The organism is Betaproteobacteria bacterium (assembly GCA_009377585.1).
Taxonomy (GTDB): Bacteria; Pseudomonadota; Gammaproteobacteria; order Burkholderiales; family WYBJ01; genus WYBJ01.
Genome location: WHTS01000008.1, coordinates 43,503 through 55,985, shown reverse-complemented (window position 1 = coordinate 55,985; position 12,483 = coordinate 43,503). Strand labels below are relative to the sequence as shown.

Below are 12,483 nucleotides of genomic sequence, written 5' to 3'. Positions count from 1 at the left end.
GGCCGAGGACGATTCCGAGGCCGCGTTCGAATATTGCATGCAGCACGGCTGGAGCGATGGCCTACCCGTGGTGCTGCCCACGACCGAACGCGTCGAGCGCATGCTCGCCTACTGCGATCGACCCTGGGATCAACCGATCGCCATGCTGGCGCCTCGTTTCGGCGCCGCGACCCCGCTGCGCCTGGCGGCCAATGCCGTCATGGCCGGTTGCCGCCCGGAGTATTTTCCGTTGGTCGTGCTCGCCATCGAAGCGATGGCCGAGGAGCCGTTCAACCTCTACGGCATCCAGGCGACCACGCATCCGTGCGCGCCGCTCGTCATCGTCAACGGGCCGGGCGCGCAGGAGCTCGGCATGAATTCCGGGCATAGCGCGCTGGGTGCGGGCAATCGCGCCAACGCGACCATCGGCCGCGCGGTGAGGCTATCGCTGGTGAACATCGGCGGCGCGATCCCGGGGATCGGCGACATGTCGACCTACGGCGATCCGACCAAGTTCACCTACTGTGCCGCCGAGAACGAAGCGGGCAATCCCTGGCAGCCGCTGCATGTCGAGCGCGGTTTTCCGCTCGAAGCCACCACCGTGACAGTCGTCGCCGCCGAGCCGCCGCACAATGTCAACGACCACGAGAGCTACACCGCCGCCGGGCTTCTGACCACGATAGCGGGCACCGTCGCCAATACGGGACAGAACAATACCTACTACGCATCCGAACCCGTGGTGTTGTTGAGCCCGGAGCACGCGGCGACGATTGCCGGCGACGGCTATTCGAAGCAGGCGGTGAAGGAGTTCCTGTTCGAGCACGGGCGCGTGCCGATGCACAAGTTCTCGAAGGAGAATATCGAGCGGCGCTTTCGCATGAAGCTCGCGCACCGGTACGGCGATGCCGATCCAGACACGCTGGTGTCGATGGTGGAGCGCGCCGAGGACTTCATCGTGGTCGTGATCGGCGGCGCCGGCAAGCATTCGGCCTACATCCCAACCTTCGGCAATACGCATGCCGTGACGCGAGCGCTGAAGCATGGTGATGGACGTCTCGCTACGTCGATCGCCTCGATGAGAAAGTGAGAACCCAATGACCTTGCACTCCAAATACGGCGCCGACGCGTTCGAAGCCGGCATGGCGCTACAGCCGAAATCGTTCGAGCGGCGCGTCGCGCAGCGCGACGACATCGATCAGCACTTCACCCGGCTGTGGCTGGACTTCGCGATCAAGGGTCTCGGCCGCCGGCCCGCGCTCGATACGCGCACGCGGCTCCTGGTCCTGATCGGCCAGTACACGATGGCGAAAAGCCACGGCGCGCTGGAGGATTCCATCCATGCCGCACTGGCCGCGAAGGTGCCGGTGCGCGAGATCGCCGAAATCGTGCTTCAGTGCATCGTCTACGGCGGCCATACCGTGGTCGATCCGGCGATCGAAGTGCTGCACCGGGTGGCGGAAAGCGCGGGTTTGTTGGACGAGTTACGCCGCACGCAGCTGCCGCTGGACGGCAACGACCGCACCCGCTCGTACCAGGACGAGCGCAAGAAATGGCATCCCGACGATGCCGCCGATCCGCGTGCCGCCGAGCTGATCGGGAAGCATGGCTGGCATGCGGTCAGCCGCGGGCTCGTCATGCGGCCGCGCCATCACCTCAATATCCTGTCGTGGCTGGACGCAATCGACTCCGACATGGCCGATCTGTGGGTGAAGTTCTGCTATGGCGGCATGTATGCGCGCTTCATGATCGACGACAAGACGCGGCTGCTGTGCATGGTGGGCGATTGCCTTGCCGTCGGCGAAGAGACCAACGCGCGCGGTCACATGCGCGGGGCGCTGCGTCAGGGCGCCCATCCGCGCGAGGTGCTCGAGGTCGTGTTTCTCACCTGCGCCAACTTCGGCATGCCGCCCATGCTGCAGGCGCTGGAAGTGTTCGTGCAGGTGATGGCCGACGACAAGCGGCTGGACGAGATCGGCAATCCGCCGTTGAAGGTCGAGAGCTTCGGGAAGTAAGCGCGGACCACCCCGTCCGCGACACTGTCGCGTCCAGCCCCTCCTCGACGAGGAGGGGAAGATTCAATCTCGCGCCTCTCACGGGAGGGAAGATTCAATCTCCCCGCCTCTCACGAGGCGGGGTGTCGGCGTAGCCGACGGGGGTAAGGCCGGGAATTCGCGGACCATAGCGGCGCGAGCTTACCGGGCGAGGGGCCCCACTTGTGGGGATCGACCGCAAAGCGAGTCGACGCCAACCGCCAGGGCACTGACCACCGAGCCGGCCACGCAGCTCTCCGAGGCGGTCCGCGCCGGCCGAACGGCATCGGCCTGCATGCCGATGCGCGCCCTGCAAGGGGTGTGGTTTTCGGGGGCGAAGCGACTCTCGCATGTCACTCCCGTCCCACCCAGCCGCCGTGGACCGGATGATGCGAGCAGATGAATTCCAGCAGCGCGGGCCGGCCCTTGGCGTTTTCCGCGAAAGCGCGTTCGAACGCCGGAACGATCTCGGCCGGCTCGGTCACGTCCTCGGCATGAAAACCGAGTGAACGTGCCATCGAAGCCATGCACGCCGAGCCGTGGTCGGACACCTTCCAGGTGTACGGATCGTGACCCTTGCCCCAGAATCCGGGGCCGTAGCCCGAATAACCGCCGTTGTTGATGTGCACGGTCGTGATGCCGATGCCATAGCGCGCCACCGCCTCGAAGTTGCCCATCATGTAGCACACGCCGGCATCGCCGGTGATGTTGACGCACTGGCGCTGCGGATACGCGAGCTTGGCTGCGATCGCTCCGGCCAGGCTGAAGCCGAGCGTGGACACGTTGCCCCAGCCGAGGTGGCCGCGGGGAATCTGCGCTTCGTACACCGTGCTGGTCTGGTCGCGCGTGTTGCCCGAATCGGCGGTCACGAACGATGCTCTTGGATCGAGCACCTTTATGAGGTCGCCGATCACGCGGTAGGGATTGATCGGCTTGTCGCCCGATTCCAGCCAGGGACGGAACTGCGCCTGGAATTCCTGCCGCCCGGCCGCGATCTCCTCCAACAGCGCGGCATCCTTGCGCGCCCCGCCCGCCTGCTTGGTGTATTCGGCGATCAGGGCCCGCAGCGTAAGTTGGGCATCGCCGATCACCGCGTGCCGCGTCTCGTAGCTGCGATTGATGTCGAGCGTGTCCACGGCGCACTGCACGATCGTTTTCGCCTGCGGTTCCGGAATCGCGTGGCTGAAGCGATTGGGGAAGAGGCTCGAGCCGATCGAGAACACCAGGTCGGCAGCCTGCAGGAAATGCGCGGCGAGCGAGCCGCGCACGCCGAGCGCGAGCGGATGATTCTCCGGGAACGCGCCCTTGGCTTTCAGCGTCGTGAGCACGGGCAGCGACGCCAGCTCGGCGAATTGGCGCAGCTCCTCGGTCGCACCCGCGTAATAGACGCCCTCGCCGGCGTGGAGCAGCGGCCGCTTGGCCGCGCGCAGCGCCGTCACCGCGGCCGCTACGTCGTCCGGATCGGGTGCGCTGCGCCAACCCTTCACCGGCACATAGGGATAGCGCTCTTCGTCGTACTCGCCCAGATCGCGCGGCACGAGCAGCAGCACCGGGCCGGGGCGGCCGGAGCGCAGATGGGTGAAGGCGCGGCGCATGTAGTCCGGCACCAGCTCGGCGCGATCGATCTTTCCCACCCACTTGGTGACCGGGCGGAGCGCCTCCGCCATGTCGTAATGCGTGTGTCGGCTCGCACCCTGACTCAGGCCCTCGGCAATCACGAGTAGCGGAGACGAATCCTCCCACGCCTGGGCGATCGCACCGTAGGCCATCTGGATACCGGCGGCATTGAGGCTCGCCATGACCGTGCATACGCCGATCTGCTGGCCGCAGGTCACGCGCGAAAAGGCGTCCGCGACGCCGACCGCGAAGCGCTCCTCACCCATCATCAGGATGCGCACGCCCTCTTCGCCCAGCGCATTGTTGACGTGACTGGTCGGATAGCAGCTCACCCAGGGCACGCCCTCGGCCTTCAGAATGCGCGCGACACCGTTTGCAGCTTTGATCTTCATGGCGGATCTCCCGTGATTGCCGAGCTTTTCCGAAATGGTTGGCGCTCGGCTCCCTTCCTTGCAGTGCGCGCATCGGCATGCAGGCCGATGCCGTTCGGCCGGCGCGGACCATGGTCCGCGAATTCCCGGCCTCACCCCCAACCCCTCTCCCAGAGGGAGAGGGGAGCGTTCAGTGCTCGTCCATTGGCATCAACTTTACGAAAGGCTGGTAGTTCGAACCGCTGGCTCCAGTTGAATCGTTACAGGCGCTGCGAACCCGGCGGATCGCCCAGCTCGCGCCCGGCGCTTTCGAGCAGGGAACGGCCGACGAGTATGGGCGCGGAAAAATGGATCGCGAGCGCGATCGCATCCGAGGAGCGGGCATCGAAGACCTTGGCTTCACCGCCGAGATCGATGCTGAGCGCGCCATAGAAGGTCGCTTCGCGCAGCGTCACCACCACCTGCGTGACCTTGCCGCCGTAGGATTCCAATATGCTGTGCATCAGGTCGTGCGAGAGGGGGCGCGGCAGCTTGCTGCGCGTGAGCGCGGCGTGGATCGACGCCGCAACCGTCTGATCGACGAACACCGGAATCGCCTTGTTGTCGACCTTGAGCAGAACCACGGCACCGAGCGCGCTCGCCACCACCTCCACGCTCTGAACGCGCACGTTGTCTTCGCTCGGCGTTTCGGCCGCGCACGCCGGCGCAGCAAGCGCGATCGCCATCATGGCCGCCGCAAGGCGCCAGATTTCGCCAGTTCGAGCTCGCATGTCGATCCTCCTTGGCCGACGGTAGTGTCCTGAGGGCAGACGTTCGCGATCTCTGCGACGAACCTCGGACTCAGGACACTGGCGAACTATGCATGCCCGGCATGCCGGATCGCAAGTACCGCCGCTTCGGCCCGGCCCGGTTACAATTGAGGGTTGCTATCGGGGGAGAAACGCAATGGCCCAGATCGCTGCCTTCGACGACGTGAAGGACAACCGCAAACAGCGCGAGGTGCCCACTGGCGGGCTTGCCTGGCGCACCAATTTTCTCGTGCCCCCCGAGGGCGTGGTAGATGCGCCGGTCGCTTTCCTCGCCGAAGGCACGCGCGAGCGGGTGATCCACCCGCACTTCCACCAAGTGGACCAGTTCCAGGTCATCGCCCACGGCGGCGGCGTTCTCGGCCGCCATCCGCTCGCGCTGCATGCGGTGCATTTTGCCCGCGCGCACACGCCCTACGGGCCGATCCGGTTCGCCGACGAAGGGCTCGGCTTCCTCACCCTGCGCGCGCATTGGGATCCCGGCGCGCAGTACCTGCCGGCACAGCGCGAAAAGCTCGTGCAGGTGCCCGGCCGCAAGCCCTGGCAAGTGACCGAGGCGCCCCGGTTCGTGTCCGGCGATCCGCTCGGCATCTCGGCCTTCGCGCAGCTCGAAGACGAACGCGGCCTCGCCTGCTATGCGCTTACGCTGCAACCGAATGCGCGCGCGCTCGCACCCGATCCCGCTAGCGGCAACGGGCAGTACGTGGTGATCACCCAGGGAAGCCTCGTGTACGCCGGCAAAGCCCACGGCGCGATCACGATCGTGTTCGTCAAGCCCGACGAGCCCGCATTCGGCTTGCACGCCGGACCCGAGGGGCTGGAAGCATTGGTGCTCAACTTCCCGCGTGTCGATGTTGCCGCGCAACCGATGATCGCCAAGCCCGACTCGGCCCGCTACCGGGTGTGGCAGTGCGAGCTGTGCGCGTTCAGCTACGACGAAGCGAAGGGCCTGCCGGACGAAGGCATCGCACCGGGCACGCGCTGGGAAGACGTCCCCGAGGATTGGATCTGCCCCGACTGCGCCGCCGCGAAAGGCGATTTCCAGATGCGCGCCGTCGCCTGATATCGGAGGCGATGCTCGACGAGCGCATTGCGGCCCAGGCCGGCGAGGTGCCGACCCGGGGACCTTTTCCGCGATCGCCGGCACGCCAGCTTGCGAAAGGATCGACCATGGACGCTACCACCCGCGCACTCGCAGCCTTCGTGACCGGCCTGCGCTACGACGCGCTTCCGGCCAATACGGTGCGCGCCGCGAAACGCCACCTGGTCGACTCGATCGCCTGCCTGCTCGGCGGATACGACGCCGAACCCGCAACGATCGCGCGGCGGCTCGCGCTAGCGGCCAGCGGCACGCCCCCGGCACGAGTGCTCGGCTCGGGCGCGACGACCTCGATGGAGATGGCAGCATTCGCCAATACCGTAGCGCTGCGCTATCTCGACTACAACGACACCTACGTTTCGGTCGGCTCGGGTCATCCAAGCGACATGACGGCGGCCTGTCTGGCAGTCGCCGACGGCTGCCATGCCGACGGCAAACGCACCCTGCTGGCCATCGTCGCGGCCTACGAGGTGTTCGCCGCACTCGCCGACCAGGTGCCATTGCGTGCGCGCGGCTGGGACCAGGGCGTGTTCGTCGTGCTCGGGGTAGCCGCCGGCGCCGGGCTACTGCTGGGCCTTTCCACCGCGCAGTTGGGCGACGCACTCGCCATCGCCATTACGAGCAGCGTTTCCATCCGCCAGACGCGCGCCGGGGAGCTGGCGATGTGGAAAGGCTGCGCGACCGCAGCGGCCGCGCGCTCGGGCGTGTTCGCCGCCTTGCTCGCCAAGCAAGGCATGACCGGCCCGACCGCGGCCTTCGAAGGCTTCAACGGCGTGTGGGAGCTGGTGACCGGAAAGTTTCAGCTCGGCACGCTCGGCGGCGAGCAGTTCGGCATCGAGCGCACCAACATGAAATTCTTTCCATCCGAATACCATTCGCAGGCGCCGCTGTGGATGGCGCTGAAGCTGCGCCAGCGCGTGCGCGTCGAGGACATCGCGGCGATCCGCGTCCAGACCTACCACATCGCCTACAGCGAGATCGGATCGGAGCCCGAGAAGTGGGATCCGCGAACGCGCGAGACGGCGGATCACAGCCTGCCCTACCTGCTCGCGCTGGCGCTCATGGACGGCGCGATCCGGGCGGACAGTTTCGACGAGGCCAGGATGCGCGATCCGGCCACGCGCGCGCTGATGCAGAAGATCGCCATCGCCGAGAGTGCCGAGTTCACGCAGCGCTTTCCTGCCGAGCTCACGACCGAGATCGAGCTCGACACCCGCGGCGGCGAACACCTGAGCGAGATCGCATCCTATCCGCGCGGGCACGCCAGAAACCCGATGACGGACTCGGAGATCGACGCCAAGTTCGCCGCCCAGGCCGAGCGCGTGCTCTCACCGGCCAGGCGCGATGCGCTGCTGCATGCCCTGTGGGAGATCGATCGGGCAGCTGCGATCGGACAGGTCCTCGATCTCGTGCGCGTCGAGTCCTGAAGAGGCTCGCAAGCGATACTTCATCCGTCATCGTAAGCGCCTGCTCGAGCGATGAGGCGCTTGGCATGGCGTGCGAACGGACTGTTTCCGATTTGGCGCCTATACAGTGAGCGAATCCATCGCCTAAATTGATAGAATAGGCGGCGGCGGATTCATTCTGGTGTTTCGATCGGTCCCATGGCGCACGAGGTGACCGCCAACAGCATTCCGGGTCTTCATGATCCCGGTTGCGTCGAATTTCGGCGCTCGGATGCTGTTCGTACTTCTATCCCTTCGTTTCCTGGAGTGACCATGAGCTGTATTCACGCACGCAGCGGCGTTCGCGCGGCTGCATTCGGTGTTGCCCTTGCGACCGCCACCGGCGGCGCTTTCGCCCAGAACTACCCCGCCCGTCCGGTCCAGGTGATCGTGCCGTACAGCGCCGGCGGCTCGATCGACATCATGACGCGCGCGGTGGCGCAGGGGCTTTCCAAGTCGTTGGGCCAGAACTTCGTTGTCGAGAACCGCCCCGGCGCCAGCGGCATGATCGGCAGCGAGTTCGTTACGCGCGCAAAGCCCGACGGCTATACCCTTCTCGGACACACCTCATCCTTCCCCGCCACCACGTCGGTGCGCGCGAAACTGCCGTTCGATCCCGTCAAGACGATCGTCCCGATTGCGACGTTCGCCCGCGCCCCGATGCTCGTTGCCGTACATAATTCGGTTCCCGCCAAGAGTGTGAAGGAGCTGATCGAGCTGGCGAAGAAGAAGGAGCTCACCTATGGCTCTTCGGGCGCCGGCGGCAACAACCACTTCTCCGGCTCGCTGTTCGCAGCAGCCGCCGAAATCAAGATGACACACGTCCCCTTCAAAGGCATCGCACCCGCGGTGGCCTCTCTCTCCGGCGGCGAAATCGATCTCATCATTTCGAGCGCCGCCGCGCTGGGGCCGGCGATGCAGGCAAACCGCGTGCGCATTCTTGCCGTGACGAGCTCGAAGCCATCGCCGCTGTTCCCGGGCCTGCCCGCGGTCGCCGAGTCCGGTGCCCCCGGATACGAATACCAGCTCTGGTGGGGCCTGTTCGCCCCCGCGGGACTCCCGCAGCCCCTACTCGAGCAGATCAACGCCGCGGTGAACAAAGTGCTGGCGGGGCCTGAGATGCAGAAATTCTTCGAGCGCGAGAAAGCAGAAGCCTGGCCGCAAACGCCCAAGGAGCTCGACGGGTTCCTGGCGCGCGAGATCGAGCGCTATCGCAAGATCGCCAAAATCGCGGAGATCAAGCCGTTGTAATGCATGCGCCGCGCCGTAGAACGGCGTGCCTCATCCGCAGGCATGAAGGGCGAAGGTGCCGTGGTTCGCGTCTTCGCCCTTTGCTTTTTTCACTGCGTCATTGCGCCTTGATTCCCGCCCCCTTGATCACCTTGGTCCATTTCGCGATCTCGCGCTCGACGTGCGCGGTCGCCTGCTCGGGCGTGTTGGCCACCGGCTCCGCGCCCTGAGCGATCAGTTTCGCGCTTACGTCCGACAATTGCCGTGCTGATGGGCGCGTTCATCATCAACGGCATTACGCCCGGACCGTTTCTGTTCACAGAGCGCCCCGATCTGGTCTGGACCGTGATCGCGAGCTTCTTCGTCGGCAATGCGATGCTGCTCGTGCTGAATCTGCCGCTGGTGGGCGTATGGGCGAGCATCCTGCGTCTGCCCGCAGCGTACCTGTGCACGGGCACGCTGGTGTTCTGCATCGTCGGCGCCTACAGCCTCAGGGGCAGCGTCGTCGATGTGATCGTCATGGTCGTGTTTGGCTTGATCGGCTACGTATTGCGCAAGCTCGAGTTCCCGCTGGCGCCGGCCGTGCTGGCGCTGATCCTCGGCCCGTTCATGGAGAAATCGCTGCGAACATCGCTGGAGATCTCCGGCGGCGACTTCAGCGTATTCTTCACGCGCCCGCTGTGCGCCGCGCTCATTTTTGCATCCGTGGCGATCCTGGTGCTGTCGACCCTGCACATATCGACCGTGAAAGCCATCAAGGCCGCGGAAAGCACATGACGGTTTCCCTTTTTCACTCGCGCATACCCCTGTCCCACGCCACGAGGAAATCATCGCCATGAGAAAGTTGGTCGCAGTGCTCTTGCTGTGCGCAACCGGGCCGCTTGCGGCGGCCGAGTTCCCGACCCGTCCCATCAACCTGATGGTTGCCTATCCGGCGGGCGGCAGTACCGATGTCGGCGCGCGCATTGTCGCCGCGATCGCAGAGAAGATCGCCGGCCAGTCGATCGTGGTCGTGAACAAGGCCGGCGCCGGCGGCCAGGTGGGTTGGACCGAGCTCTCGCGGCACAAGCCCGACGGCTACAACATTGCCTTCATCAACCTGCCCGCCTTGAACACCGTGATCCTCGACCCGGACCGCAAGGCCATCTTCAAGATCGATTCGTTCACGCCGATCGCCAACCAGGTGCTGGATCCGGGCGTGGTGTGGGTCAAGGGAGACAGTCAGTACAAGACGATGCAGAACCTGATCGAGGCGGCCAAGAAAACCCCCAACAAGATCAGCGCCGTCACGACCGGCATTCTGTCGGACGACCACCTCGCGATTCTGATGGTCGAGGAGGTCAATCCCGGCGCCATTTTCCGTATCGCACATCTCGACGGCGGCGCGCCGCAGATGACCGCGATCCTGGGTGGGCACGTGGAGGTCGCGTTCGACAATGTCGGCAGCATCTTCAAGCGCGTACGCAGCGGCGAGGTGCGCGCCCTGGCGGTCATGGACAGCGCGCGCTCGAAGTTCCTGCCCGATGTGCCGACGACCGTCGAGCTCGGCATGAAAAGCGTGGTATCGAGCTCGACGCGCGGCATCGCGGGCCCGAAAGGCATGCCGCCCACGGTCGTGGCACGGTTGCAGATCCTATCCAAGGCAATGGCGGATCCCGAGCACACGCAGAAGCTGGAAGCTTCCGGCCTCGGCATCAAGGTGATGGTCGGCGACGAGTACGCCACGTACTACAAGGAACTGCACGGGAAGGCGGCCAAGTACACCGAGTGGGCGCGCAAGCGGCCGCACAAGTAGCCGCGCCTTTCCCTTCCTCGACGAGGGTCGCGCGCAAGAGTCGAGGCGCGTGTGGCGTTCCCCTCCTCGTCGAGGAGGGGTGGCGGCGCAGCCGACGGGGTGGTGTGGTTTGGCCGCCGAAGGAACCACCCCGTCCACGACACAGTCGTGTCCCGCCCCTCCTTTTGAAGGAGGGGAAAGTCACCATGACCGCGACGTAATCGTGTCCCGCCCTGCCCTACGCGCTCTAGCGCTTCGGGCGTTCGTCCGGCGCGGACACACGTTAAGTGTGTCCGCCAGAGCCGTCCTCACTCTCGACGAGGAGGGGCGTCATCGCGGGGTGATCTACGCCACCGGCTTGACCACGTACCCGTAGCGCTTGTTGGTGCGGCCGTCGCCGCTCTTCTCGTAGTCGACCTTCGCCAAAGAGATGCGATCGCTCTCGAGCTCGGCACGCCGATCGTACTTGTACAGCCGCGCCGAGTTCTCGCCGAAGATCGCGCGTTTGGTCGGGCCGCCCGCGGGGCCGAGCGCCGGGAAGCCGTGCTTTTTCTGCATCTCTTCGGGAATCTCCAGCCGGCGCAGCGCCTCGATCTGCCATTGCGGGGCGCCGGTCCAGACCGCGTCGGTTCCCCATACCACGTGGTCGGCGCCCAGTCCCTTCACCAGCTGCCCCATCATCGCCGCGCACAGGCGCGGCTCGGCGACGGTGCTCTGGGCGAAGATCTGACCGAGATCGCCGTAGACGTTGCTGACGCCGTGCTTGGCCGGAATCTCCGACAGGTCGGTCACCCAGTCAACGCGTCCCGTCTTCTCGAATTGCTCCCAACCAACCGGGAAGGAGCCGCCCGTGAAGCGGAATGCCGAGTGATAGACGATGAAATTGAGCTGGGGCCAATCCTTGGCCGCCTTGCCCACGTCGTCCACATCCGCATACTCCAGCAGCTCAGGGAAGCGCTTGGTCGTCGCCGGCGAGTACAGTCCCTTGTGGACGCAGACGTTGACGAGCCCGGCCTTCACCAGCTTCTCGTAGAAGGGATAGAGCAGCTTCTCGTCGTCCATGCGCCAGGGATGCTTGGACAGCTGCTTGTTGGTGTTGTCGCCGACGGTATAGCCCTTGAACGAATCGGGCTTGAGCAGCTCCATGTCGCGATCGACCTTTTCCATCCAGCCCGGCGTGCCCGGCATGAAGATGGCATGCGAGAACATCCGCTTCGTCCCCGCAAGGCGGTTGACCTTGCTGCGGGCATCGTTCTTCATTTCATTGGTGAGGAACCAGTCGCGCGGATCCTCCGAGCCCGAGCCCGAAATGAGCGCGACCTTGGTGTCACTGTCGAAATAGATTTCCTTGAAGTAGTTCGCGAACTTCAGATCGTCGATGGTCTGCGGCTTGCCCGCGAGCGCCGGGTTCCAGCCGGCCTTGCCCACCGCCTCGCGCTGGCGCACGAAGTTTTCCAGGCGCGTGTCGTCGCGCAGGAAGTGGGTGTGCATGTCCATGATGAACTGGTCGGCGAGCGACTTGGCGCGCTCGTTGGCCATGTCGGGACTGGCCGCTTCGGCCCGGCTTACGCCGAACATCGGACCGTAGACGTCGTTCATGGCGAGAAATGCGGCCGCCATGCCCGAGGCGGTCTTGAAGAACTTGCGCCGGCTGATGCCCTGGTGTTTCGCCAGCTGCGAGCCGAGCGCCTTGATGCGGGCTTCCACCTGCTTCTGCCGCTCGGTCTGCGGTGCAGGCATGAATTCGTCGCTGGAGACGAATTGCGTCGGTATGGGTGAGGGAAACGAATGCGTTTCGGCGGGAAGCAATTGTTCCAGTTCGCTGGGCTCGAGCAGGGACATGGTTTTCCTCCTGGTGGAACGCGGCGCAGGCATTCTGTGCTTGGCCCGTACGCGTGTCAAACATGCGCATGGAGGGGCGATGTTGCGTTGCGATATCGATGGATGCGCCTGGCGCCAGCTGCGTAGTTCGTCTCAGGCCAGCGGCGTAGATGGCCCTGACGCCAGCGGTTCAGTTGCAGTGTCAGGCGCCGAATGCCGTGCATCGGCAAGCGCGAGTGCGATAATGCGATCGCCATCGGGAGCCGGGAGTGACCCGATCGGTCCGTGCTCGACGCCGTTGCGCCCCAGCG

At 65.3% G+C, this 12,483-nt stretch carries 10 protein-coding genes; 7 read left to right on the top strand and 3 right to left on the bottom strand.

Annotated features, from left to right (window positions below):
• Window positions 1–37 precede the first annotated feature (37 nt).
• Window positions 38–1,066 (top strand): hypothetical protein, encoded by a 1,029-nt coding sequence (locus GEV05_04730; protein MPZ42707.1) that lies wholly within the window; start codon window positions 38–40, stop codon window positions 1,064–1,066.
• 7 nt (window positions 1,067–1,073) lie between these two features.
• Window positions 1,074–1,991, top strand: a complete 918-nt coding sequence (locus GEV05_04725; GenBank protein MPZ42706.1) for a hypothetical protein — start codon at window positions 1,074–1,076, stop codon at window positions 1,989–1,991.
• Window positions 1,992–2,362: 371 nt separating this feature from the next.
• Here GEV05_04725 and GEV05_04720 read toward each other — a convergent pair whose 3' ends face one another.
• A complete protein-coding gene (locus tag GEV05_04720) occupies window positions 2,363–4,018 on the bottom strand; it encodes a hypothetical protein (GenBank protein MPZ42705.1) in 1,656 nt (551 codons plus the stop codon).
• 239 nt (window positions 4,019–4,257) lie between these two features.
• Window positions 4,258–4,767: a bifunctional nuclease family protein gene (locus tag GEV05_04715; GenBank protein MPZ42704.1), complete on the bottom strand. Its 510-nt coding sequence runs from the start codon at window positions 4,765–4,767 to the stop codon at window positions 4,258–4,260.
• Window positions 4,768–5,671: 904 nt separating this feature from the next.
• Between GEV05_04715 and GEV05_04710 the strand changes: the two genes are divergently transcribed.
• The 5 genes from GEV05_04710 (at window position 5,672) to GEV05_04690 (ending at window position 10,372) form a co-directional block, all read left to right on the top strand.
• Window positions 5,672–5,866 carry a rubredoxin gene (locus GEV05_04710; protein MPZ42703.1) on the top strand — a complete coding sequence of 65 codons (195 nt, stop codon included), beginning with the start codon at window positions 5,672–5,674 and terminating at the stop codon, window positions 5,864–5,866.
• An 11-nt stretch (window positions 5,867–5,877) separates the two neighbouring features.
• Window positions 5,878–7,329, top strand: a complete 1,452-nt coding sequence (locus GEV05_04705; GenBank protein MPZ42702.1) for an MmgE/PrpD family protein — start codon at window positions 5,878–5,880, stop codon at window positions 7,327–7,329.
• 177 nt (window positions 7,330–7,506) lie between these two features.
• Window positions 7,507–8,598 carry a tripartite tricarboxylate transporter substrate binding protein gene (locus GEV05_04700; GenBank protein ID MPZ42701.1) on the top strand — a complete coding sequence of 364 codons (1,092 nt, stop codon included), beginning with the start codon at window positions 7,507–7,509 and terminating at the stop codon, window positions 8,596–8,598.
• A 249-nt stretch (window positions 8,599–8,847) separates the two neighbouring features.
• Window positions 8,848–9,354: a hypothetical protein gene (locus GEV05_04695; GenBank protein ID MPZ42700.1), complete on the top strand. Its 507-nt coding sequence runs from the start codon at window positions 8,848–8,850 to the stop codon at window positions 9,352–9,354.
• Window positions 9,355–9,412: 58 nt separating this feature from the next.
• On the top strand, window positions 9,413–10,372 hold the full coding sequence (locus GEV05_04690) for a tripartite tricarboxylate transporter substrate binding protein (protein ID MPZ42699.1): 960 nt from the start codon (window positions 9,413–9,415) through the stop codon (window positions 10,370–10,372).
• A gap of 324 nt (window positions 10,373–10,696) precedes the next feature.
• Here the strand turns inward: GEV05_04690 and GEV05_04685 are convergent, their stop codons facing one another.
• A complete protein-coding gene (locus tag GEV05_04685) occupies window positions 10,697–12,193 on the bottom strand; it encodes an amidohydrolase family protein (GenBank protein MPZ42698.1) in 1,497 nt (498 codons plus the stop codon).
• Between the last annotated feature and the right edge of the window lie 290 nt (window positions 12,194–12,483).

Coding starts and splice junctions, on each gene's coding strand:
- GEV05_04695 (MPZ42700.1), top strand. CDS start 8,848: ATGGGCGCGTTCATCATCAACGGCATTACGCCCGGACCGTTTCTGTTC.
- GEV05_04710 (MPZ42703.1), top strand. CDS start 5,672: ATGATCGCCAAGCCCGACTCGGCCCGCTACCGGGTGTGGCAGTGCGAG.
- GEV05_04715 (MPZ42704.1), bottom strand. CDS start 4,767: ATGCGAGCTCGAACTGGCGAAATCTGGCGCCTTGCGGCGGCCATGATG.
- GEV05_04705 (MPZ42702.1), top strand. CDS start 5,878: ATGCTCGACGAGCGCATTGCGGCCCAGGCCGGCGAGGTGCCGACCCGG.
- GEV05_04690 (MPZ42699.1), top strand. CDS start 9,413: ATGAGAAAGTTGGTCGCAGTGCTCTTGCTGTGCGCAACCGGGCCGCTT.
- GEV05_04700 (MPZ42701.1), top strand. CDS start 7,507: ATGGCGCACGAGGTGACCGCCAACAGCATTCCGGGTCTTCATGATCCC.
- GEV05_04720 (MPZ42705.1), bottom strand. CDS start 4,018: ATGAAGATCAAAGCTGCAAACGGTGTCGCGCGCATTCTGAAGGCCGAG.
- GEV05_04730 (MPZ42707.1), top strand. CDS start 38: ATGCAGCACGGCTGGAGCGATGGCCTACCCGTGGTGCTGCCCACGACC.
- GEV05_04685 (MPZ42698.1), bottom strand. CDS start 12,193: ATGTCCCTGCTCGAGCCCAGCGAACTGGAACAATTGCTTCCCGCCGAA.
- GEV05_04725 (MPZ42706.1), top strand. CDS start 1,074: ATGACCTTGCACTCCAAATACGGCGCCGACGCGTTCGAAGCCGGCATG.